Here is a 23136-nt window from a genome sequence, read left to right on the forward strand (position 1 = left end):
CCATATCCCATTTGCGCCTCTTGACGACGCAAACAAGCTTTGATCATGGTGGCTGTCAAATCTGCGGCTGGATAATCACACGTCCAGCAGCGAAGCAAGGACATCTCGCCATGCAAGAGCAACGCCAAGTTGTCACGGTGGAAGACACTGCGGCCCCACCCCGGAATTTCGTGTTTGTCCTTTTGGACAAATTCTCGCTTCTGTCTTTTGCTTCGGCGCTTGACAGTCTGCGCATCGCCAACCGCATGGCGAACAGACAGCTTTACACCTGGAAGCTGATAGGAGAAGGCGGAGAAACGGTAACTTGCTCGGCCGGGACCGAGTTCAGTCTTGACAGTGATCTGGTGGAGTTGCAGCGAGATGACGTTGTTCTGATTTGCGGTGGCGTGGACGTTCAGGCGGCCACCACCAAGCGCGTGCTGAACTGGCTGCGGCGTGAAGCGCGAAGGGGATTGCGGATCGGTGGCCTCTGCACTGCGGCCTATACTCTGGCAAAGGCCGGGTTGATGGACAATAAGAAGGCAACGATCCATTGGGAGAACTCTGACAGTTTCATCGAAGAGTTCGACGAGGTCAAACTGACCAAAGCCGTCTTTCAGATCGATGGAAGTCGCATGACGACTGCGGGCGGCACCTCGTCGATTGACCTGATGCTCAAACTGATTGCAGATGACTATGGCGAGGATCTGGCCAACGCGGTGGCGGATCAGATGATCTATTCCTCGATTCGAACCGACCAGGACACGCAGCGTTTGTCAACTCCGACCCGAATCGGTGTGCGGCATCCGAAGTTGAGCCAGGTTATACTGATGATGGAAAAGAACATCGAAGAACCGATTTCGCCCTCGATCCTTGCCAAGGAAGTGGGTATGTCAACCCGCCAGCTGGAGCGTCTGTTCCGCCGGTATCTCAGCCGTTCCCCCAAGCGCTATTACATGGAACTGCGCCTGCACAAAGCCCGCAACCTGCTGATGCAGACCGATATGAGCGTCATCAACGTGGCGCTGGCCTGTGGTTTCGCCTCGCCCAGCCATTTTTCAAAATGCTACCGGGCGCATTACAACACCACGCCCTATCGCGAACGTGGTGCGCAAAGTGGAAGACTGTCAGTCTAAGGTCCAGCGTCAAAGCTCTTTGACGAAATAGTGCAAGTACGGTCGGAGCATGGGCTGATCTTTGTAGGTTGTTGTCTCGATCGGAGAGTCCAGTTCCACAAACCCGAGCTTGGGATACAAAGATCTCATTTCCACATTTGGGGTGAGTGTATCTGCGATCAACCGCTTCAGCCCCATAGCTCTGGCGGCTTGTTCTCGTGCTTGAATCAATGCGCGCCCCACTCCGGTGCCCCGAGCGTCTTCGGTTACAAATACACGTTTCAACTCGCCGGTAGACTGATCAAACCGTTTCATCATTCCACACCCCACGATTTTGCCACCGTGGTTTCTTGCGACGATCAGGCATCCGTTCGGAGGCATGTAGTCATCCGTGTTCGCCCAGAATTCCTCCAGTGCGCTTTGCGGTGCGGAAGGATCCAATTCGAACCCCATACCCTGCATTCTTTGAGCGATAAGAGCATAATATTGCTCCAAAATCATATTCAGCTCGGTTCTTGGCGGGATACTTGTGCACAATTCAATGTCGAAATCACTCATTAATATCCCCTTAACCGTGTAACCTGTTGGACAGAGTGACTGCGACGATGGAAACGCGCAAATGGAATTGAAAAGTCTGCTGGCATGCTTCGTATGTCACTGTTTGACAGACATCCTGTAAACCGCGCCCTGCCCGACTGAAATGAACCAGATCGCCCCATCCGGGGCCTGCACGATGTCACGGACCCGTTCGGTCTCGGGGCCCTTGATCTGCTCGACCTCGCGCAGCGGATCTTCGGACAGCCGCGCGATATAGTCGAATTTCAGCGAGCCCACGAAAATGTCGCCCCGCCATTCTGGAAACATGTCGCCGGAATAGACCATCAACCCCGACGGCGCGATCGACGGGTCCCAGTACAGGCGCGGCTGTTCCATACCGGGCTTGCTGGTGCCCTCGCCGATCTTCTCTCCGGAATAATGTGTGCCGTAAGAGATAACCGGCCAGCCGTAATTGGCGCCGGGTTTGACAAGGTTCACCTCGTCACCGCCGCGCGCACCGTGTTCCGACACCCAAAATCGGCCGCGCGTATCCAAATCGGCCCCCTGTGGGTTGCGGTGCCCATAGGTCCAAATTTCAGGTCGGATATCTGCCTGCCCGATGAATGGATTGTCTGAAGGCACCGAGCCGTCGCGGTTGATACGGATCACGGAACCCATGGCGTTCGAGCGATCCTGCGCCTGTGGCGCATCCCCTCGATCTCCGATGGTTACAAAAAGAGTGCTGTCATTGGCTTCTACAACGCGTGAGCCGAAATGCCGCCCGCCTGATCCGCCGGGGGAAGCCTCGAAAATGACCCGCAGATTCGTCAGGCGCGTGCCGTTCTCGGACAGGCGCGCCACCGCGACAGCCGTGCCCGCGCCACCCTTTTGCGGTTTTGAAAAGGTCAGAAAGACCTCGCGGCTTTGATTGAAATCGCGCGGGATCGTAACGTCCAGCAATCCGCCCTGCCCCGAAGCTGCGACTTTGGGAACGCCGGATATGGCATTCGCCTCTCCGCCCTGAACATACAACAGGTTTCCGTCGCGTTCGGTGACAAGAAAACTGCCGTCAGGCAAGATGCCGACGGCCCAGGGCGTATCCAGCCCACCTGCCATTTCGGTGAGTTCAATTTTCCCGACCGAGGTCGACAACGCCTGTGCCAAGGCGCTTTCACTGTAAATAGTGAAGAACAGAATCGCGGCAGCTCTGAGCATGTTGACACTTCTCCGGACAATCTTAGGCAAACCCTAACAAAACAGATAGATTTCCGATCGATAAAAACACGATTGCGTTAGGACTTTTCTTTTCCGGGCAGCTTGCCTAGGTTCGTGGCCAGAACGAATACGTTCACAATAGGGAGTAACCATATGAAAAAGCTGCTTACAGCAACTGCAGCATCCGCTTTGCTGGCCGGACCTGCGCTGGCCGAAGACATTACGCTTGGTGTTTTGTTCGGATTCACCGGCCCAATTGAATCGCTGGCACCCGCAATGGGTTCGGGCGCTGAATTGGCGATGGCGGAAGTCACCGAATCCGGAAAACTGCTGGATGGATCCAAAGTGACCGCATCGCGCGCCGACACCGGCTGCATTGATAACGGTCTGGCCACTTCGAACGGCGAACGCATGATTGCCGACGGTGTTGCCGGCATCATCGGCGGCGATTGCTCGGGCGTGACCGGCGCGATCCTTCAGAATGTCGCGATTCCGAATGGCATGGTCATGATCTCGCCCTCGGCGACCTCGCCGGGCCTGTCGACCATGGAAGACAACGGCCTGTTCTTCCGGACCGCGCCTTCAGATGCGCGCGAAGGCCAGGTGATGGCGGATATCCTGAAGGATCGCGGCATCAACTCGATCGCTCTGACCTATACCAACAACGACTACGGCAAGGGTCTGGCGGACGCGATCCAAACCTCTTTCGAGGCAGCAGGTGGTGAAGTGACCATCGTTGCAGCGCACGAGGACGGCAAAGCCGACTACTCGGCCGAAGTTGGTGCTCTGGCCTCGGCCGGTGGCGACATTCTGGTTGTTGCGGGCTATCTGGATCAGGGCGGCCTGGGCATCATCCAGTCGGCACTGGACAGCGGTGCGTTTGACACCTTTGGCCTGCCGGGCGGCATGATCGGTGACTCGCTGCCGGCCAATGTCGGCCCCGACCTGAACGGCTCGTTCGGTCAGATCGCCGGTTCGGGTGGTGAAGGCGCCGAGAAGTATTTCGCCATGGCCGAAGCCGCAGGGTTCGACGGTTCGTCGCCCTATTCGCCCGAATCCTATGACGCTGCGGCTTTGTTCATGCTGGCCATGCAGGCTGCCGGATCGACCAATCCGGCCGACTATGGCGGCAAGATCATGGACGTTGCCAATGCTCCGGGTGAAAAGATCTATCCCGGCGAACTGGCCAAGGGTCTGGAATTGCTGGCAAACGGTCAGGACATCGACTATGTCGGTGCGTCCGGTGTCGAACTGATCGGCCCCGGCGAAAGCGCTGGTTCCTATCGTGAGATCGAAGTGACCGACGGTGAAAACAAGACCGTCAACTTCCGTTGATTGACCGTCAAAGGCTATGAATGAAAGCAGCCCGGGCCTTGTGTCCGGGCTGTTTCAATGAAAAAAGACCGCACCCGATCAACGGGGTCGAGACAACAGCGCCGGACAGGCGGCAAGGGGAAAAGATGATCGTCGTCGAGGACGTGCACAAGCATTTCGGCGGATTTCATGCGGTGGACGGGGCATCGCTGGAAATCCAGAAAGGGTCGATCACCGGCCTGATCGGGCCCAACGGGGCAGGGAAAACCACTCTGTTCAATGTGATCGCGGGTGTTTTGCCGCCGACCAGCGGCAAGGTGGTGATGGACGGCGAGGATATCACTGGCCTGCCCCCTCATGAACTGTTCCATAAGGGTCTGTTGCGCACGTTTCAGATTGCACATGAATTCCCGTCGATGACCTGCCGTGAAAACCTGATGATGGTGCCTGGCGCGCAATCAGGCGAGTCGCTGTGGAACACGTGGTTCGGCCGCAAACGCATCGCTGACGAAGAACGCGCACTGAAGGCCAAGGCCGATGAGGTTCTGGAGTTTCTGACGATTGAACATCTGGCCGATCACAAGGCGGGTCAGGTCTCGGGTGGTCAGAAAAAGTTGCTGGAGCTTGGCCGCACCATGATGGTCGACGCCAAGATCGTGTTTCTGGACGAGGTCGGCGCAGGTGTGAACCGCACCCTTCTGATGACCATTGCCGACACGATCCTGCGTCTGAACAAGGAGCGTGGATACACCTTCGTCGTCATCGAGCACGACATGGATTTCATCGGCAAGATCTGTGATCCGGTCATCTGCATGGCCGAAGGCAAGGTACTGGCCGAGGGTACCTTGGACGAGATCAAGGCGAACGAGCACGTGATCGAAGCCTATCTGGGCACCGGCCTGAAGAACAAAGACAAACTGGAGGCAGGCGCGTGAGCGACAACCCCTATCAGGATGACAAGGGCAACAAGGACGCCTCGATCACCAATCCGCATGGTGTCGGCACCATGACCCCGGCCCATCGCAAAAGTGGTGCGACGCATAAGGTCGAAGGCGGCCCGTTTCTGATCGGCGACACCATGACGGGTGGTTACGGCAAAGGGCCGGACATTCTGCATGATTGCACCATCGCCGTGGACAAGGGTGAAATCGCAGTCATCGTCGGCCCCAACGGTGCGGGCAAGTCGACGGCGATGAAAGCTGTGTTCGGGATGCTGGATGTCCGTTCAGGGTCCGTGCGTCTGGATGGCGAGGATATCACCAATCTCAGCCCGCAAGACCGGGTCATGCGTGGCATGGGTTTCGTGCCACAGACACAGAACATCTTTACCTCGATGACGGTGGAAGAGAACTTGGAAATGGGTGCCTTCATCCGCCGCGACGACATCAGTCAGACGATGGAGCAGGTCTATGACCTCTTCCCGATTCTCCGCGACAAGCGCAATCAGGCCGCCGGAGAGTTGTCGGGCGGACAACGCCAACAGGTCGCAGTTGGCCGCGCGCTGATGACCCAGCCCAAGGTGCTGATGCTCGACGAACCCACGGCAGGCGTTTCGCCGATCGTGATGGATGAACTGTTCGACCGGATCATCGAAGTGTCCCGCACCGGCCTGCCGATCCTGATGGTCGAACAGAACGCCCGCCAGGCCTTGGAGATTGCCGACAAGGGATACGTTCTGGTTCAGGGGCGGAATGCCTATAGCGGAACGGGCAAGGAACTACTGGCCGATCCAGAGGTTCGGAAGAGCTTCTTGGGGGGGTGAGGCCTATGAAAACTAGCCTACTCGCCGTTTTCTGTTCATGTCTGTTAGGCAGCATCGCGTTTGCTCAGAGCCTAGCACCGCAAGCTAAGCAGTCTAAAAATGGCGTGATCGTCCGTTGCGAGTTCGAGAATCAACGAACGGTCATCCTATCGGCGCTCGATGACAGGATTGTTTGGCAGGAAAATGGTTCTGATTACCCTACCAGTGATTGGACACATATTCGGATATCGCATGACCCAATATTGTCAGTATTTGCTTATGGTGTGGGCATCGGAAGCCCGAGACTCGATATTTACCAAGGTATCGTCCACGCTGATAAGCCCGACTACGACCTTGAAACTGCAATCCTCAGCGAGACGATTGTTGGGCGCGAAAGGTTGATAGTAGTGGCCGTTGAGGGTTTTTGCCAAGGCGAGCAACAGAACTAGTGGGCTTTCTCAAAGCAATTATTACGCCCTCCAACTTCCTTCTTGTTTCCGCAATCGACTGAAGTCGCGAGTTTAGAAGGAAACGATCGTTGATCTCGGTATCTGGCCGTCTTTAACTTCGACAACCATCCCAAGATTTCCACGCCTCAGCTGCAATCCGGTCACATTGTGCGTTTAGCGCCGGGCTTTGTGAAGGAAACGGTTTCCCGGTCAACCAAAGTTAGCTCCGTGAAATCAAGCGAACCTTCTGAATAAAAACTCTGTTCAGGACCCAAAAATGAAAAAATGGATGTGTGTGGCCATTGCCACCTTGTGCGCGACCGCCGCAACTGCGGAAGAACGTCACTTTGTCTGTGTGTCGGATCGTGACGGCAGCGAAGTGCGCCTCAACCGGGCACCGGAAGGAGACAAGGGCAATATCGAAACTGCGAATGTTTCAGGCGACGCGATGGTGTTCAAAGGCGTTGGCAACATGACGTTTGTCCATATTGAAGGCGAAGATGTCATGACCTTTGTCGTGCATTATGACGACATGTCCTTTGACCTCTCGGTCAAGGGTCCCCACGCGGGAACCGATCACGGCACCTGCACCGAGACGGACGCCTGATCCCGCTTCTTTCCATCTCAGTCACCCACCGGAATTGGCCGGTGCGTGACTGAGCCAGGCCAAAATTGAATAGTCTTGCCTGCTTCCGGTTTTCTCGTGGCTTTTTTTCACAACCAGCAGAAAAATATGACGCAAAACAGCGCAGGAAACATTGTGCCTGCGCGGACCGTCATGCCATAAGACCGCACCCGGACAGTGAGAATAAATAATGGATCTACTCAACGCGCTTGTTGCGCTTGCGAATTTTGTGTTGGTGCCTGCGGTCGCTTATGGAAGTCAACTGGCGTTGGGCGCGCTTGGCGTGACCCTGATCTACGGCATTCTGCGATTTTCGAACTTTGCCCATGGCGACACAATGGCCTTTGGCGCGATGATCGCCGTGCTGGTCACATGGGGGTTGCAGGCCGCCGGGATCAGCTTTGGACCGCTGCCAACCGCCCTGCTCGCCCTGCCCTTTGCCATACTGGGCTGTATCGTGCTGGTGCTGATCACCGACAGGCTGGTCTACAAATTCTACCGTGACCAAAAGGCGAAGCCCGTTATTCTGGTGATCGTTTCCATGGGCGTGATGTTCATCATGAACGGCCTTGTCCGGTTTATCATCGGGCCAGACGACCAAAGGTTCTCGGATGGGGCTCGGTTCATTGTTTCGGCGCGCGACTTCAAGGCGATGACCGGTCTGCGCGAGGGTCTGGCCATCAAGACGTCGCAAGGTATCACGGTGATCGTGGCCGTTGTTGCCGTGGCGCTGCTGTTTTGGTTTCTGAACAAGACGCGCACAGGCAAGTCGATGCGGGCCTATTCGGACAACGAGGATCTGGCGCTGCTGTCAGGCATCAACCCGGAACGTGTGGTGATGATCACATGGATCATCGTTGCGGCGCTGGCCACAACTGCTGGCGTACTTTACGGGCTGGACAAAAGCTTCAAACCCTTCGTCTATTTCCAGCTTCTGTTGCCGATCTTTGCCTCGGCCATCGTGGGTGGTTTGGGCAATCCTCTGGGCGCCATCGCAGGCGGGTTTATCATCGCGTTTTCCGAAGTGACGATAACATACGCCTGGAAGAAGGTGCTGACCTATGTGTCGCCCGAAAGTCTGGCGCCGTCAGGTTTGGTGCAACTTCTTTCGACCGATTACAAATTCGCGGTCAGCTTTGTCATCCTGCTGATCGTGCTTCTGTTCAAGCCCACGGGACTTTTCAAGGGAAAGGCCGTATGACCGACTCTGTCAAAAACACGCTGCTCTTCGCAATGGTCGGCGGCCTGATCCTGTTGACCGGTTTCACGCAAAGCTGGAACACCGCGATCCTGATCCTGAATATGGGGCTGATTTCCGCCATCATGGCGATCGGTGTAAACCTGCAATGGGGATTTGCCGGTCTGTTCAATGTGGGCGTGATGGGCTTTGTCGCACTGGGCGGTCTGGCCGTCGTACTGGTTTCAACGCCGCCCACGCCCGGTGCCTGGGCTGCCGGAGGTTATGGCATCGTTCTGTCTTTGCTGCTGGGTGCCGCGACAGTGGTTGCCGCCGTTCTGGTGGCAACGAAACTGCCGAAAGGCCGTGTGCAAACCCTGACGATCATCGCCGTTCTTGTCGTGGGCTTTTTTGTCTATCGCGCGGTGTTCGATCCCAGCATTGCGGCGGTCGAGGCCATCGACCCGGCGATTGCCGGCAATATTGGCGGTTTGAATCTGCCGGTTCTGCTGGCCTGGCCGGCCGGTGGTTTGCTGGCGGCGGGTGCTGCGTGGCTGATCGGTAAAACGGCGCTGGGCCTTCGCTCGGATTATCTGGCGATTGCCACATTGGGTATCGCCGAAATCATTGTCGCGGTCATGAAAAACGAAGACTGGCTGGCCCGGGGCGTCAAGAATGTCTACGGCATCCCACGCCCGTCCCCTGTTGTGGGCTACGAAGTGGATTTGCAGAACGACCCGGCCTTTCTGGCGCGGGCCGAATGGTTGGGGTTGGACCCCGTCACCGCATCCACCCTTTCGGTCAAACTCGGTTATTCGCTGCTGTTCCTGATTGTGCTTCTGGTTCTACTCTGGATGGCTCAGATGGCGCTGAAGAGCCCGTGGGGCCGGATGATGCGCGCAATCCGTGACAATGAAGTGGCGGCTGAGGCCATGGGCAAGGATGTCACCCGTCGTCATCTGCAAATATTCGTACTGGGTTCGGCTGTTTGCGGTATCGCGGGTGCGATGATGACAACGCTGGACGGCCAGTTGACGCCAAGCGCGTATCAACCGCTGCGCTTTACCTTTCTGGTCTGGGTGATGGTGATCGTGGGTGGTTCGGGCAACAACTTCGGGGCCGTTCTGGGCGCATTCCTCATCTGGTTCCTGTGGGTTCAGGTTGAACCGATCGGCTTGTGGCTGATGAATGTCATTACCGCCGGCTTGCCGGACGGAAGTGCATTGAAAGTCCACCTGTTGGACAGCGCCGCACATATGCGTCTGTTCACGATGGGTCTGATCCTGTTGATTGTTCTCAGATTCAGCCCAAGAGGGCTGATCCCAGAGAAATAGATCGCTTCCACCTTCAATATGCGAAACCGCGCCTCTTATCCGGCGCGGTTTCTTGATTCTTAACGATTTTTTGAATAAACGGACACACCGCAGTGATTTCTTTTTGCGGTATGTCGTCGGCACTCACATCCGTCTACGCCGATCTGTAACGATCATTTACACGTTTTGAAAAGAGTCAAAAATGAAAGCACCACGGTTCAAGACACTGCTTCTATTTCCGGTTGTTGCCATCGTAACAACCGCCTGCATTCCCACTCCGGAAGAACTTGAAACAACTCCCGTCAAAGTTCAAACGCCCAAAGGTGTCGTAACCTGTCAGCTATATCGTCACGACCGGGTGACCTGGGACCGGGCGATTGACTTCCCGGCTTCGAAAATGTCCGTGCCGGAGGCTGACGCCTACTGCCGTCAGGAAGGCCAGCGTCGTCTGAAGTAAACATTGCGGCGCCCGTGATGGGCGCCGTTCCGTCATCTGTTGCGGAACAATCCACCCAGAATACCACGAACGATTCGGCGTCCGGTCGTTCCTTTCAGTTCTTTGATAACTGCGTCGGTCATCGCCGATGCAAACGTGTCTTTCCGCCGTTGCACCCGGGACGAGGATCTGCCGACCCGGCTTCCCGAATATCTGCGAGCCGAAGAATACTCTCGTTCCATCGGTGATTGTGCCTCTAGAACTTCATCGGCCTCTGCCTGTTCAGCGGCCTTGGCGGCCGCCTCGGCCCGAGCCTGGAGGATTTCAAAGGCCGATTTTCGATCAATACCATCGTCATATTTAGACGCCATCGGCGAGGCATCGAGAATGGCCCTCCGCTGCGCATCAGAAATGGGCCCCAACTGGGAACCCGGCGGACGAATCAATGTGCGCTCGACAATTCCGGGAACACCTTTTTTCTGCAGCATCGACGTGACAGCCTCACCAACGCCCACCTCGCGAATTGCGGCTTCGGTGTCAAAGGCGGGGTTTTCGCGATAGGTTTCCGCCGCCAGACGCAGGTTCTTTCGGTCACGCGCCGTGAAGGCCCGCAAAGCGTGTTGAACGCGATTGCCCAACTGCCCCAGAATATCCTCGGGAATATCGGCGGGATTCTGGGTGATGAAATAGACACCCACCCCTTTGGACCGGATCAGGCGCGCAACCTGTTCAACCTTGTCCACCAACACTTTCGGAGCGCCGTCAAACAACAGATGCGCCTCGTCGAAGAAGAACACCAGCTTGGGTTTGTCAGGATCACCGACTTCGGGAAGCTCCTCAAACAATTCGCTCAGCAGCCACAGCAGGAATGTCGCATAAAGCCGTGGCGCTGCCATCAGTTTGTCCGAAGCAAGGATGTTCACCATCCCCTGCCCGTTTTCATCGGTGCGCATCAGATCGGACAGATCCAGCGCGGGTTCGCCAAACAGTTTTGTTCCACCCTGGTTTTCCAATACCAGCAATCGCCGCTGGATCGCACCGATCGAAGATGTCGATACATTGCCATATCGCAATGAAAGCTGGGCCCGGTTCTCGCCGATCCAGACCAGCAGCGCCTGAAGGTCTTTGAGATCCAGAAGAGGCATTCCCTCTTCATCGGCCACGCGGAACGCGATGTTCAGGATACCTTCCTGCGCTTCGCTCAATTCCATCAACCGGGACAGCAGCAACGGGCCCATTTCAGTGACCGTCGTCCGCACTGGATGGCCCTGTTCACCAAAAAGATCCCAGAACGTAACGGGGCAGGCGGAATAAGCAAAATCGTCGAACCCTATGCGTTTGGCACGATCCATAAATGCCTGATGCAGTTTTTGCGCGTCGCTTCCGGGCAAAGCCAGGCCCGACAGATCACCTTTGACATCGGACAGAAACACCGGAACTCCGGCTTGGGAAAACCCTTCCGCGAGGATTTGCAACGTTACGGTCTTACCGGTCCCAGTGGCGCCGGCAATCAGCCCATGGCGGTTGGCATATTTCAGTGCCAGTTCCTGCGGCTGGCCATAGCCTTCGCCTCCGCCACCCAAAAATATATTCTTGCCCATTAACATTGCCTTATGTTTCACCGATCCGTGACCAGCATACAAAGTTAACCTTTGACTGCGATAGTCAATTTGCCCCGCGTTTGTTTCCTTCACGTGGGGCAGACTTCCTCCCTGTCGACTGGCCGTGCCTTCGGGCACGGCTTTTTTGCAGGTTCAAAAATGGTTTCAAAGCTCTGACCGCAGTATTAAAATTTGAGGATAGCTGTTGACCCGTCTGCGACCCTCTCGTAGGGTTTGCGCATAAATAAGTCGGCCAGTCCGACGGGGAGAACCTTTTGGAAAAGAGAGCTGGCTTATGCAGCTCTCTTTTTCTGTCTCAGGGCAGTTGGTTTCTGGTGTTCTGGCAAGAATCCGTTCACGTTCAGACCAGCCGTTCTGTTAGTGCCTGACACCAGATCAGAAGAGTGTTAAACGAAGCAAAAAGCTCAAGCATCAAGTCGAGGCATTCATGATCAAGCAACTTCTAACCGCAAATACAGTGGCCGTCGCCTTTCTTAGCAGCGCAGTCTGTGCCCAAGAGGCCAACGACGAAAGCCCGCAGCAGGCCGAGCCCGCCCAAACCGAAGCCGCGCAAGAACTGGATCTGGGAGAGACTGGCCCACGTATCGGCGAGCAATACGTCAAAGAAACAAGCGGTGCTTGGAATATAACCTGTCTACGGACCGAAGACGGCGAAGATCCTTGCCTGCTGCGTCAAGTTCTTTCCGGCGCCGAGGGCCAGCCGATTGCGGAAATCTCGATCAACAAGCTTCCCGAAGGAGCGGAGGCCGTTGCCGGAGCTAGGTTGACTGTGCCGCTGGAGACCATGCTGCAAGCACAAATTGCTGTGTCCATAGACGGCGCACCGGGTAAAAGATACAACTATCATCACTGCAACCCGGTAGGCTGCGTCGCGCAATTGGGCTTTACGCAAGGCGATATAGACGCCATGAAAGCGGGCAGTGAGGCAACAATCTCGCTGGTGTCAATTCTGGCCCCGAGCCAACTTTTGCAAATCGAAATGTCGCTGGCTGGATTTACCAGTGGCTACGATCAGCTGGAAGTCCTGCAAAACTGACAGATCGCAGACAAAGGCCGCTCTGAATGCGGCGGCCTTGTTTCGTACGTTGTTCGCTAAACCCGCTTCAGCGCCAAAACCGCATTCAGCCCGCCAAAGGCAAACGCATTGCTGAGCGCGACGTCAACTTTGGCTTCCCGAGCTTCGTTCGGCACAACATCAAGCGCGCATTCCGGATCGGGTTCCTCGTATCCGATGGTGGGTGCGATCACACCGTCCCGCAGCGCCATGATACATGCCAACAGTTCCACCGCACCGGTTCCACCAATCAGGTGACCATGCATGGATTTGGTCGACGATATCATCAGGTCGTCAGCATGGGGCCCGAAAACATCCGCCACGGCGGCACATTCGGTTTTGTCATTCGCAGCCGTCCCGGTGCCATGCGCGTTGATATAACCCACATCGCTTGCATTCAATCTGGCATCAGCCAAGGCACCTGACATGGCCCGTGAAGCCCCTTGCTTGCTGGGCATCACGATATCGGCCGCATCCGATGACATGGCAAAACCAACGACTTCGCACATGATCACGGCGCCACGGGCGCGGGCGTGTTCGTATTCCTCGAAAACAAAGACCCCGGCCCCTTCGCCCTGTACCATTCCGTTGCGATTGGCGCTGAACGGTCGGCACGCATCCTTGGACATGACGCGCAACCCTTCCCAGGCCTTGACGCCTCCAAAGCACAACATGGATTCGGACCCGCCTGTGATCATGACCGGGGCCATGCCGCTTCGGACCATCTGAAAGGCCTGCGACATGGCATGGTTCGAGGACGCACAGGCAGTCGACACGGTGAAGCTGGGGCCTTTGAGGTTGTGTTCCATGGAAACATGGCTGGCCGCCGCATTGTTCATGAGTTTGGGAACAACAAACGGGTGTACCCGATTCTTTCCGTCCTCATAAACCGAGCGATAATTGTCATCCCAAGTCGATACGCCACCGCCGGCGGTCCCCAGAACAACACCTGATTTTGCGGCCAACTCTCCGTGAAACTCGATGCCGGACTGATCGATGGCCTCTTTGGCGGCGGTCAGAGTGAACTGAGTGAACCGGTCATACAGCGACATCTGCTGACGGTTGAACCGACCTTCAGCCTCAAAGCCGCGAACCTGCCCGCCGATCTTGATGGCCAACCGATCAACGTCCCGAAATTCCAGTTCCGAGATGCCGCAACGGCCTTCGCGCATGGCTTCCAGCGTGTCAGGAACCGAATGGCCCAGTGAATTGATCGTACCTGCGCCGGTAATGACAACACGTTTCATGAGCGTCAGTCAGACCTTTTCCGACACGAGCTTTTCGATCCCGGAAATGATCGCAGCGACATTGGATATGTCAAAATCGTTGGCCTCGGGCTCATTGGCGTTGAACGGAATTGAAATGTCGAACTCTTCCTCGATGGCGAATATGCTTTCCACCAGACCAAGGCTGTCGATTCCCAGATCTTCCAGCGTGCTTTCGGGCGTCACATCCGATGGCTCCAGCACGGCCTGCTCTGCAATGATTGCGATGACGCGGTCGCTGATGCTCATGTCGATCCCCTGATTTTCAGTTTGACGATGATTTAATCGCTTGGGGTCTGTTTGAAAACAGCCTTTTTCAATGCCTCAACGTCGCGTGCCATTCGGGGCAGTCGGCGCTGCGCCTTGTAGACATCGGTGTGGGTCTCCATTTTGATGCCCGGATACCCCATGATCACGCGCCCGGCGGGCACATTTGACAGAATCTTCGTGCCCCCACCCGAAATAACGCCGTCCCCTATGAAAATGTTGTCGACCACTCCGGTCTGACCACCCAGAACGACGTTGTTGCCGATCTCGACCGAGCCGGAGACACCTGTCTGACCGCACAGCAGACAATCCCGCCCGACGCGGGTGTTGTGCCCGACATGGACAAGATTATCCAGCTTGGTGCCATCACCGATCCGCGTGTTGCGGATTGTTCCATTATCGACAGTGCAATTGGCGCCAACCTCGACATCATCACCGATCTCAACCGCGCCCAAAGAATGGATACGGAGCCAACTTTGGGCCTTGGCGTCGCCCTGATCGCCCAACGTTTTGCGGGCGTTCTCAGCGCCAGAAACCTCGGGGGTCACGAAACTGAACCCGTCACTACCAATCCTTGCACCGGGCTGCGCGATGAACCGATCCCCGATTTGTGCGCGCGCGCCAATGCTGACCATTTCACGCAACAGGGCCTGTTCGCCAAGAATGGCGTCCATTCCCACCACGCAGTGTGCTCCGATGACCGAGCCCGAACCTATTCGCGCCCGAGCACCAACAACAGTCAGAGGTCCTATCGCCACATCTGGTCCAATTTCGGCCGTTGGATCGATCACTGCGGAAGGATGAATGCCCGGTTCAATCCCTTGCCCGCGATCCAGCATTGAGGTGATCCCCGCCATCGCCATGCGCGGACGCTTCACGAATATGGCCGCGCGCAACCCCATGTCCTGCCAATCCGCGCCCTCCCACAGAACGGCGGCGCGCGCGCGCCCTTTCGAAAGCGCTTCGGCGTATTTCGGAGACATGGCCATGGCCAGATCGGTTGGGTCCGCATCGCCCGGTTCGGCCGCCCGCACGATCGTCAGGCCACCGTCGCCTTGGCATTCAGCACCCAAAGCGTCGGCGATTTGTTGAATGGTAAACTGCATCTCGGGCTTCCTTTTGGCAGGATTTGCCCTGTGCTTAACTCTGAACGTCCGGCAGGGCCACCCCTGCCTTTTGCAGGGCCTCCCAAATCTTGCCGTCCCGGCCATAGACATCACGGCGATACTGCACCTCGCCTTTTGGCCCGACATATGCCGTTCGATAGATCAGATGAACCGGAACTGTTTGTTCCAAATTGACCTTGGTTTCCTTTCCTGTGCTCAGAACACGATGAAAGAATGCCTTGGGATTCTCTTCCTGTTTGGCCAGCAACGCATAGGCAAATTCGAAAGGCTGCGCCAGCCGGATGCAGCCGTGCGAGAACGCCCGCACCTCGCGCGCGAACAGGCTTTTCTGAGGCGTATCATGCAGATAGATATTGTACTTGTTGGGGAACATGAACTTGACCAGCCCCAAAGCATTGCTTTTGCTGGGCGGCTGGCGCATCGCAAAAGGAAAGCTTCGCGCGGTGAACTGATTGAAATCAACCGCCCCGCGATTGACCTGCCGCCCCCTGCTGTCCGTGATCTGGATATGACCGACCGCGTTGGGGTTCGCTTTCAGCTTCGGCAGGTATTCCTTGGTGATGATCGAGCGCGGAACATACCAGCTGGGGTTTATCACCATATGTTCCATCACATCCGAGAACTCTGGGCTGCGGCGATCATGCGTGTTCTTGCCGATCACCGCACGGGTTTCAAAGGTGACTTGCCCGTCATCCACGATCTTTGCCGAAAAATCTGTCTGGTTGACAAGGACATGACGTGCGCCGCGTTCCCGAGGCAACCAGCGCTCCCGTTCCAAAGCGACATAAACAGCCTTGAGCCGGTCCACGGCGGGGCGATTCAACTCGGCAATCGTGCCCTTGCCTGCAACGCCATCGGGTTCCAACCCATGCGCGATTTGAAAGGCCCTGACCCCTTCCAGCAACGCGGCGTCGAACGACGGACTGGCCGAGGGTTTCATGTAGCCCATTAACACCAGCCGATTGCGAAGCTTCACGACATTGGGCCCGGTATCCCCGAATTCCAACTTAGTTTCCGGAACTGTCGCCCCCCAACCGCCTTGATCTACCAAATCCTGAAGCGCCAGCTTCTGTTTCATCAGAGCCCGGTACTGACGGGTTTGAGGAGCCAATTGCGCAAGATACGCGGCGCCATGTGTGTTCAGGGCGTTCAGATGCTCGGCCGCGCTGCGACGATCCACCGACCGAACAAGCCCGTCGTCGATGTTTCCGGGCCGAATAAGACCCGAGTACAATGCGTCGGCAAAATCCACAAAAACCCGGCTCAGTTCCGCTTCAACGGCGCCAAGATCGCGTGTCGAGCGTGCATCCTGCATTTTCTGCATCAAGGATGAAACTGTCGCATCGGCCCTCGGCAGACCGTGCAGATGCGCATGTGACAGTGCCTGGATCAATGCGGCCCGGCGTTGCATATGCTCATCGGATTCACCCACCCAAATCGGCGAAAACCCGGTTGTCCGGTAAAACTCTGCGATCTGCGATTCCCGTGGGGTATGTTCTGCAACGGCCATCTGAAACGCCGTGTTGTGCGCAGGTTCAGAAGTGGAGTTTGCCATACTCGCAGTGGCCGCAAAACAGGCGGCAAGCAGGATACTGGTACGGGCTCGGAAAACAGAAAGCATTGGATGGCCTTGGAATCAATGGCTTGGTTGATGATATGTGCGTCGAACAACTATGAGTTTGGCTGCGCAGACTTGTCTATTCACAAATTCCTTACCGAATTGCTTCTGTTGGCGTCTGATGCGCGTTTGCATCGGCCCGGTGATGTGCAGCCCACACCTGCAAATATTCTGCGCTCGGCTGTGACATTTGCGCAAAAATCTGCCGAAAATTCCCCCTTGAAAAGGTGCCTATGAAACACTTCTTGGCCGTCGAATCCGATTGTGTCATAAATTCCGCATCTGGGATGGGAAAAAATTAAGACAGCGCGCGTAACATCGTGCGCAGGCAGGAACAGTACGGGACGAACCAAAATGACCAAGAGCAGTTCCTCGGGCTTGACCCGACGTGCCCTATTGGGTGCGTTTGCAGCAACAGCAGTCGCAGCAGCACCCACCTACTCCAAAGCAGCAGGCTTTTTGCGCGGCGGCGGCGATATCCGTCGCATTCGCATGTATTCCGGTCGCACGGGCGAACGGTTGGACATGATTTATTGGGTCGATGGTAAGTATATCAAGGACGCAGTCAAAGAAGTGAACCACTTCATGCGCGATTGGCGCACGGATCACGTAAAATCCATCGATTTACGCACGATTGATATCATGGCGGCATCACACAACCTTCTGGATGTCAACGAACCTTACATGTTGCTGTCGGGCTATCGCTCCCCCCAGACCAACGCCATGCTCCGCGCCCGCTCTCGCGGCGTTGCCCGGAAGTCGCTTCATATGAAGGGACAAGCGGCAGACCTGCGCCTGTCTTCCCGCTCCGTCTCGCAGATGGCTAAGGCTGCTATGTCATGCCGGGCCGGCGGTGTCGGTCAATATAACGGGTCCAATTTCGTGCATATGGACTGCGGTGTCGTCCGCACCTGGCGCGGCTAAGACAGCGACTTCGCGATCTCGGCTTATATGACAGGGGTTTGACGGGGGCGGCCAGTTACATCCCCGCGTCTCCCCCTCCGCCGCCGGCATCACCGCCTCCGGTGTCATTGCTGGATGCTGTCGCCGCAGTGGAATTGCTGGTCTCACGAGACTTTTCATCGCCGACGTCAGCGGGAACACTGGAACCGGAAGCATTGTCGCTTTCTGAATCATCATCGCTTTCGGGTTCTTCATCATCGGTCAGCTTTCCAAGGATAAACGCCAGAATTACGGCGGCCAAGATCCATCCTAAAACGCTTGAAGCTGAAACCCCGGTAATCGCGCTACCCAATAGTGCTACAATCACGACAACGATTATCAGCTTCTTATTTGAAGAGATGACTTTCACATTCCTTCCTCCATTTGAGCTGACGCGCGCCAGCCTCGTTCGGAAAGTGTACATCAAAAAGACCACTGCTTGAGGGATTAAGCCTCAAAATGATTGTCAGGATTGTTCGCGTGGTGGCAAGCAGGCGAAAAACGGAGGCGTGCAGACACTATCCATGGCCCGAAAGGGTATTCGCATGGAAAATATCCCGAGAGGGGATCAGCCAGGGCACCTTTCATAGTTTCAACAGCAGATGCGGGTTGGAACTGTTGGAAGCCAAGATGCTTCGGGCGCTGGAAACCGAAAACTCAAAACTAAAGAAGCGCTTGACCGGGGCAGATGTTGAATAACGCTATGCTGCGGCATATCCCCGGAGCAGCGCAAGACCCTTGTCCTTCATTAGCGATAGCTATGCGGCCCGGGAACTTCTCCCAATTTGGTGCAGAAGTTCCTGCTTTGCCCAATAAACCTTAGAAATATAGCGATGGTGGCGCACCTGAGAGGATTCGAACCTCTGGCCTCTGCCTTCGGAGGGCAGCGCTCTATCCAGCTGAGCTACAGGTGCCTTGGCCGTTAGCTAACCTTGTTCCAATCCGGGTGCAACTGAAAATCGTGATTGTTGCACCCTCTTTGAAACCAAAATCAGGCGAAAAGATCATGCGCCAATTCAAGCGCTTCGATCAGTGTGTCGACCTCATCTGTCGTGTTGTAGAGACCAAAGCTGGCACGGCAAGTCGCCGTGACGCCCAGGTGATCCATAAGCGGGCCAGCACAGTGATGCCCGGCGCGGACGGCAACCCCTTTTTTGTCCAGAATCGTGGATACATCATGGGCATGGCCGGCCCCGTCCAGCGTAAAGCTGAAGATGGCTGCCTTGTCTGGCCGCGTGCCCTGAACTTGAAGCCAGTTGAGACCGTTCAGGCGCTGCATGGCATAGTCCCGCAGGCCGGATTCATGGGCGGCAATGTTGTCCATTCCCAAATCCATCATGTATTCCAGCGCAACGCCTAGGCCGATGGTTTGGACAATGCCGGGTGTTCCGGCCTCGAACTTCATCGGCGGGTCGTTGTAGATCACCTGATCCTTGCTGACCTCTTTGATCATGTCACCGCCACCGACAAAGGGGCGCATCTCGGCCATGCGTTCGGACTTGATGTAGATCGCACCCGACCCCGACGGGCCATACAGCTTGTGGCCGGTGATGGCGTAAAAGTCGCAACCGATGTCCTGCACGTTCACCGGCATATGCACCGCGCCCTGACTGCCATCAACCAGCACCGGGACGCCCCTGGCATGTGCACCTTCGGTGATGGCTTTGACATCCACGACGGTACCCAGAACATTGGAACATTGCGTCACGGCCACAAGTTTGGTTTTCGGGCCGATCGCATCGATTACCGCCTGCGGATCCAGCCCCCCGTCAGCGTCCACATCCACCCACTTCAGAACAACGCCCTGCCGTTCCCTCAGGAAATGCCAGGGCACGATGTTGGCGTGATGCTCCATGACGCTCAGGACGATCTCATCCCCGGCTTCCAGGCGCGGCATGGCCCAGCCATAGGCAACAAGATTGATCCCTTCGGTCGTTCCTGAATTCAGAACGATCTCATCCTCGTTCGATGCCCCCAGGAAACGGGCGATGATCCCCCGAACAGCTTCGTATTTTTCGGTCGACAGATTGGACAGATAGTGCAATCCACGGTGAACATTCGAATACTCTTCGGAATAGGCACGAGTCACCGCATCGATGACGACCTGAGGCTTTTGAGCCGACGCACCGTTGTCCAGATAGGTCAACGGCTTGCCATTCACCTGACGTGACAGGATCGGAAAGTCAGAGCGAATTTTCTGCACATCATACATGATACGGTTTTCCTAGACAGGCGCGGCCGGTGTTAAATACAGGACGAAGGGAACCGCAATCAGGGCTGACAACAGAATTACGGCGAAGGACTTCCAAAGGGATCCGAATTGATGCGCTTCGTTCAGGAAATGAAGCGTGATGTAAAGGCTCAGGATCGCCGTCGCGAACAGCATTATCATCATCAGAAACGGCATCGTCAGGCTTAGAAAAAGGGTCATGACAAGGGCGACGATTTGCAGGAACTGCAACCACACCGTCAGGACCATCAGATCGTCAAAGCTTGCTTTGCCGCCTATTGCTTTTCCGACGACGAAGAACGCAAGGATGCTCAGCAGCATTGCTCCGGCGGATCGCAGCAAAACAACGGGGATACTTTCGGGAGGCGGTGCGATCTGACCTTGCGGCACGGGGACCGACAAATCGATTCCCAACTGGACGAGACAGTTCAAAACCACTGCCAGCGCAAAGGCCAGCCACAACCCTTCCCGCCCCGGTTTCAAGGACAACAACTGGCGGGCGGCTTGGTCGGGGCTTCTGATCGTCAGAACCGCCAGAGCGCCGAGGGAATTGATAGTCATGCAGCGGACCTTTGTACTTGTCTCAGACCGGATAACCAGAACCAGACAAAAACAGCAACCCAGGCGATGCCCACAATTGTCAAAGCGGGCCCGGGCCCGATGAACCCGGCAACCAGACCATTCAACAAGACCAGGGGTGCGGATGCCAACAAAGCCCAGAACAGGGCAAGTCGTGCGCCATAAGCAGTGCCCTGCCCGCCCGCCATCCGCGCCGCCCAATAGGAAATCAGCGCCAGCGTGTAGAAAAACAACGGCAGTATGAACACCGACCCCAGCAAAGCGCCGCCCAGAAGCATGTTCAGCTCGACGCCTTCAAGATGCGCTTTGCGGGCAAGGCTGGGCATTTGCGCGACAAAGGCCACAACGCAAAACGCCATGACAAACACCAGTGCCCTGTCTTCCCGCTGACCCATTTCAAGAAGCCGGCGCACCACGCGCCCCGGCCCCCGGTATGTGGCCAATATGTCAGACGAGACGGCCATCAGCTACGACGCGCCAGCCACCCTTCCAGACGGCTTACGATCTCTTCCGCCAAGGCGCTGTCTTCGATCTCATCCACCGCTTCGGCAAGAAAGGCCAAAGTCAGCATATTGGTTGCGTCCTTGACCGGCACGCCACGGGACCGCAGATAGAACAGCGCGGTTTCGTCGATCGCACCCGAGGTCGAGCCATGCGAACACGCCACGTCATCGGCATAGATCTCAAGCTCGGGCTTGGCGAGGAACTGGCTGTCATCATCCAGCAGCAACGATTGGCTGATCTGGTAACCGTCGGTTTTCTGTGCGCCGTCCTTCACAAGGATCTTGCCCTGAAACACGCCGGTCGCCCCGTTGCGCAGCACTTTCTTGAACACCTGACGGCTTTCGCAGTTTACCGCATCATGGGTGATGAAAACCGTATCGTCGTGATGGAAGTCGCCATCGCCAACACAGGCCCCGGCCACATGGGCCACCGCGTCATCGCCTGTCAGCTCGACGACCTGCTCATTGCGGGTCAGCACGCCATTCACTGTCAAAGTGAAGGATTTATAGACAGACTCCGTGCCCAGACGGGTAAACATATGGGTCGCGGCCCGGCGTTCATGGTCCCTGCCCTGGGCGCGCACATGGTGCAGCGTGCCCTTGTCGGCGATGTCGATCTCCATGCATTTGTTGAAGCGTGACGCAGCCGGGCCGGTTTCCAGAATGGTGGCCTCGGCCCCGCTTTCCACGCGAATGACGTGGTGCAGGATCGCATCCGAGGTCGGCGATGCATGACGATAGACCAGGTTGATCGGTTTGGAGGGTTTGCCGGTGACATGGATGGCCACACCATCCGACGCAAAAGCCGTGTTCAGCGCCGCCAGCGGACGCTGGACCGGAGACTGACCGCGCGTCTCAAGCACGCCATACAGGTCTTTCGCCCAATGAATGTCCTTGCAGCAGATATCCTCGAGCCGGTCGATGGTCACGCCTTCCAGCGTCAGGTCGTCCGACTCTTCGGCGCTGAATTCACCGTCCACGAAGACGATGTTCAGCCGGTCGAGTCCGCTGAACATCAACGGCTCATCATCGGCAAACACCGCAGCCGGAGGCGCGTCTGGCGAGACCAGAGTGTCCGGTTGAGTGTATTTCCAATATTCGTCACGCCGTCCGGGCAGACCAGTTTCCAGAACACGGGCCAGCGCGTCTTCGCGCGCGGCGCGGGTGCATCCCGCGTCGGGCATGGTCAAGGCAGACAGCCGGGCCTCGGTCGCGGTTTGTTTGACTTCGGGCAAGGCCATCAGTTTACCTCGGCAAGAATGTCGGCATAACCGTTGTTTTCAACCTCGAGCGCCAGATCTGGGCCTCCGGTTTTGACAATGCGGCCATCGGCCATGATGTGCACGACGTCGGGCTTGATGTGATCCAGCAGGCGCTGGTAATGGGTGATGACCAAGAACCCGCGACCTTCATCGCGCAGCGCATTCACACCTTCGGCGACCAGCTTCATCGCATCCACATCCAGACCCGAGTCGGTTTCGTCCATGATGCACATCTTGGGTTCCAGCATGGCCATTTGCAGGATTTCATTGCGCTTTTTCTCACCGCCCGAGAAGCCCACATTGACCGGACGCTTGAGCATATCCGCGTCGATCTTCAGCGTCTTGGCCTTGGCACGCACTTCCTTGAGGAATTCAGCGGCGGACAGCTCGTCCTCACCCCGCGCCTTGCGCTGTGCATTCACGGCGGTGCGCAGGAAGGTCATGTTGCCCACGCCCGGAATCTCGACTGGGTATTGGAAGGCCAGAAACACGCCGGCAGAGGCGCGCTCTTCCGGTTCCATCTCCAGCAGGTCCTCGCCATCCAGCGTGGCAGAACCCTCGGTCACTTCGTACCCGTCGCGGCCCGACAGCACGTAGCTGAGTGTTGACTTGCCTGACCCGTTCGGCCCCATGATCGCGTGTACCTTGCCGGCTTCAACCGTCAGGTCCACACCCTTTAGGATCTGCTTGTCTTCTTCTTCAAGCTTCACGTGCAGATTCTTGATTTCCAGCATTTTTTATCCTTTTGCGTATCGCAAGGGGCACC

At 56.5% G+C, this 23136-nt stretch carries 24 protein-coding genes and 1 tRNA gene; 11 read left to right on the forward strand and 14 right to left on the reverse strand.

Going from position 1 to position 23136, the window contains the following annotated elements; translation table 11 throughout:
- The first annotated feature begins 110 nt into the window (after positions 1-110).
- On the forward strand, positions 111-1115 hold the full coding sequence (locus ACR0I0_RS03410; RefSeq protein WP_171632453.1) for a GlxA family transcriptional regulator: 1005 nt from the start codon (positions 111-113) through the stop codon (positions 1113-1115).
- A gap of 9 nt (positions 1116-1124) precedes the next feature.
- Here ACR0I0_RS03410 and ACR0I0_RS03415 read toward each other — a convergent pair whose 3' ends face one another.
- Both ACR0I0_RS03415 and ACR0I0_RS03420 read right to left on the reverse strand, forming a co-directional pair.
- On the reverse strand, positions 1125-1652 hold the full coding sequence (locus tag ACR0I0_RS03415) for a GNAT family N-acetyltransferase (RefSeq protein WP_209833136.1): 528 nt from the start codon (positions 1650-1652) through the stop codon (positions 1125-1127).
- Between the two features lie 96 nt (positions 1653-1748).
- Positions 1749-2846: a PQQ-dependent sugar dehydrogenase gene (locus tag ACR0I0_RS03420; RefSeq protein WP_171632449.1), complete on the reverse strand. Its 1098-nt coding sequence runs from the start codon at positions 2844-2846 to the stop codon at positions 1749-1751.
- A gap of 153 nt (positions 2847-2999) precedes the next feature.
- On the opposite strand from ACR0I0_RS03420, the gene ACR0I0_RS03425 reads away from it, so the two are divergent.
- The 8 genes from ACR0I0_RS03425 to ACR0I0_RS03460 all read left to right on the forward strand — a co-directional run bounded on the left by ACR0I0_RS03425 (position 3000) and on the right by ACR0I0_RS03460 (position 9922).
- A complete protein-coding gene (locus tag ACR0I0_RS03425) occupies positions 3000-4181 on the forward strand; it encodes an ABC transporter substrate-binding protein (RefSeq protein WP_152457993.1) in 1182 nt (393 codons plus the stop codon).
- 125 nt (positions 4182-4306) lie between these two features.
- Positions 4307-5095 carry an ABC transporter ATP-binding protein gene (locus ACR0I0_RS03430; RefSeq protein ID WP_152457994.1) on the forward strand — a complete coding sequence of 263 codons (789 nt, stop codon included), beginning with the start codon at positions 4307-4309 and terminating at the stop codon, positions 5093-5095.
- Positions 5092-5922, forward strand: coding sequence for an ABC transporter ATP-binding protein (locus ACR0I0_RS03435; RefSeq protein WP_170344264.1), 831 nt, complete (start codon positions 5092-5094; stop codon positions 5920-5922). The genes ACR0I0_RS03430 and ACR0I0_RS03435 overlap by 4 nt, the downstream gene beginning before the upstream one ends.
- A 5-nt stretch (positions 5923-5927) precedes the next feature.
- Positions 5928-6350, forward strand: coding sequence for a hypothetical protein (locus ACR0I0_RS03440; RefSeq protein WP_480490185.1), 423 nt, complete (start codon positions 5928-5930; stop codon positions 6348-6350).
- Positions 6351-6627: 277 nt separating this feature from the next.
- Positions 6628-6957 carry a hypothetical protein gene (locus ACR0I0_RS03445; protein WP_170344260.1) on the forward strand — a complete coding sequence of 110 codons (330 nt, stop codon included), beginning with the start codon at positions 6628-6630 and terminating at the stop codon, positions 6955-6957.
- 208 nt (positions 6958-7165) lie between these two features.
- Positions 7166-8176 carry a branched-chain amino acid ABC transporter permease gene (locus tag ACR0I0_RS03450; RefSeq protein ID WP_480490187.1) on the forward strand — a complete coding sequence of 337 codons (1011 nt, stop codon included), beginning with the start codon at positions 7166-7168 and terminating at the stop codon, positions 8174-8176.
- Positions 8173-9486, forward strand: a complete 1314-nt coding sequence (locus ACR0I0_RS03455; protein ID WP_480490189.1) for a branched-chain amino acid ABC transporter permease — start codon at positions 8173-8175, stop codon at positions 9484-9486. Before ACR0I0_RS03450 ends, ACR0I0_RS03455 begins: the two co-directional genes overlap by 4 nt.
- Positions 9487-9667: 181 nt before the next feature.
- Complete coding sequence (locus ACR0I0_RS03460; protein ID WP_171115893.1) at positions 9668-9922, forward strand: hypothetical protein; 255 nt, start codon at positions 9668-9670, stop codon at positions 9920-9922.
- 32 nt (positions 9923-9954) lie between these two features.
- On the opposite strand, the gene ACR0I0_RS03465 is transcribed toward ACR0I0_RS03460, so the two are convergent.
- Positions 9955-11502, reverse strand: a complete 1548-nt coding sequence (locus tag ACR0I0_RS03465) for a helicase HerA-like domain-containing protein (protein ID WP_209833122.1) — start codon at positions 11500-11502, stop codon at positions 9955-9957.
- Between the two features lie 448 nt (positions 11503-11950).
- Here ACR0I0_RS03465 and ACR0I0_RS03470 point away from each other — a divergent pair, with 448 nt between their 5' ends.
- The gene (locus ACR0I0_RS03470; RefSeq protein WP_480490191.1) at positions 11951-12559 is read left to right on the forward strand and encodes an invasion associated locus B family protein; all 609 of its coding nucleotides are present in this window, start codon (positions 11951-11953) and stop codon (positions 12557-12559) included.
- A 56-nt stretch (positions 12560-12615) separates the two neighbouring features.
- On the opposite strand, the gene ACR0I0_RS03475 is transcribed toward ACR0I0_RS03470, so the two are convergent.
- From ACR0I0_RS03475 to ACR0I0_RS03490, 4 genes are read right to left on the reverse strand one after another with little or no spacing between them, the layout of a single operon-like run.
- A complete protein-coding gene (locus ACR0I0_RS03475; protein WP_480490193.1) occupies positions 12616-13824 on the reverse strand; it encodes a beta-ketoacyl-[acyl-carrier-protein] synthase family protein in 1209 nt (402 codons plus the stop codon).
- A gap of 9 nt (positions 13825-13833) precedes the next feature.
- Positions 13834-14091 (reverse strand): acyl carrier protein, encoded by a 258-nt coding sequence (locus ACR0I0_RS03480; protein ID WP_171723262.1) that lies wholly within the window; start codon positions 14089-14091, stop codon positions 13834-13836.
- Between the two features lie 32 nt (positions 14092-14123).
- Positions 14124-15215: a UDP-3-O-(3-hydroxymyristoyl)glucosamine N-acyltransferase gene (gene lpxD / locus ACR0I0_RS03485; protein ID WP_171632414.1), complete on the reverse strand. Its 1092-nt coding sequence runs from the start codon at positions 15213-15215 to the stop codon at positions 14124-14126.
- Positions 15216-15249: 34 nt separating this feature from the next.
- Positions 15250-16857 (reverse strand): L,D-transpeptidase family protein, encoded by a 1608-nt coding sequence (locus ACR0I0_RS03490; RefSeq protein ID WP_480490195.1) that lies wholly within the window; start codon positions 16855-16857, stop codon positions 15250-15252.
- A 351-nt stretch (positions 16858-17208) separates the two neighbouring features.
- On the opposite strand from ACR0I0_RS03490, the gene mepK reads away from it, so the two are divergent.
- Positions 17209-17778, forward strand: a complete 570-nt coding sequence (gene mepK, locus ACR0I0_RS03495) for a peptidoglycan L,D-endopeptidase MepK (RefSeq protein ID WP_171632409.1) — start codon at positions 17209-17211, stop codon at positions 17776-17778.
- A gap of 55 nt (positions 17779-17833) precedes the next feature.
- On the opposite strand, the gene ACR0I0_RS03500 is transcribed toward mepK, so the two are convergent.
- The 7 genes from ACR0I0_RS03500 to sufC form a co-directional block, all read right to left on the reverse strand.
- Entirely contained in the window at positions 17834-18166 is a 333-nt protein-coding gene (locus ACR0I0_RS03500; RefSeq protein ID WP_480490197.1) for a hypothetical protein, read from the reverse strand.
- 467 nt (positions 18167-18633) lie between these two features.
- Positions 18634-18710, reverse strand: a tRNA-Arg gene (locus ACR0I0_RS03505).
- Between the two features lie 77 nt (positions 18711-18787).
- Entirely contained in the window at positions 18788-20008 is a 1221-nt protein-coding gene (locus ACR0I0_RS03510) for a cysteine desulfurase (protein WP_152458008.1), read from the reverse strand.
- Between the two features lie 12 nt (positions 20009-20020).
- Positions 20021-20587, reverse strand: coding sequence for a YIP1 family protein (locus ACR0I0_RS03515; RefSeq protein WP_480490200.1), 567 nt, complete (start codon positions 20585-20587; stop codon positions 20021-20023).
- Positions 20584-21069, reverse strand: coding sequence for a YIP1 family protein (locus ACR0I0_RS03520; protein WP_171723257.1), 486 nt, complete (start codon positions 21067-21069; stop codon positions 20584-20586). The genes ACR0I0_RS03515 and ACR0I0_RS03520 overlap by 4 nt, the downstream gene beginning before the upstream one ends.
- Positions 21069-22349 (reverse strand): SufB/SufD family protein, encoded by a 1281-nt coding sequence (locus ACR0I0_RS03525; protein WP_480490202.1) that lies wholly within the window; start codon positions 22347-22349, stop codon positions 21069-21071. Before ACR0I0_RS03525 ends, ACR0I0_RS03520 begins: the two co-directional genes overlap by 1 nt.
- Complete coding sequence (gene sufC / locus ACR0I0_RS03530) at positions 22349-23104, reverse strand: Fe-S cluster assembly ATPase SufC (RefSeq protein WP_210092370.1); 756 nt, start codon at positions 23102-23104, stop codon at positions 22349-22351. The genes ACR0I0_RS03525 and sufC overlap by 1 nt, the downstream gene beginning before the upstream one ends.
- Positions 23105-23136: the final 32 nt, after the last annotated feature.

This window comes from Ruegeria sp. AG6, from assembly GCF_056541565.1.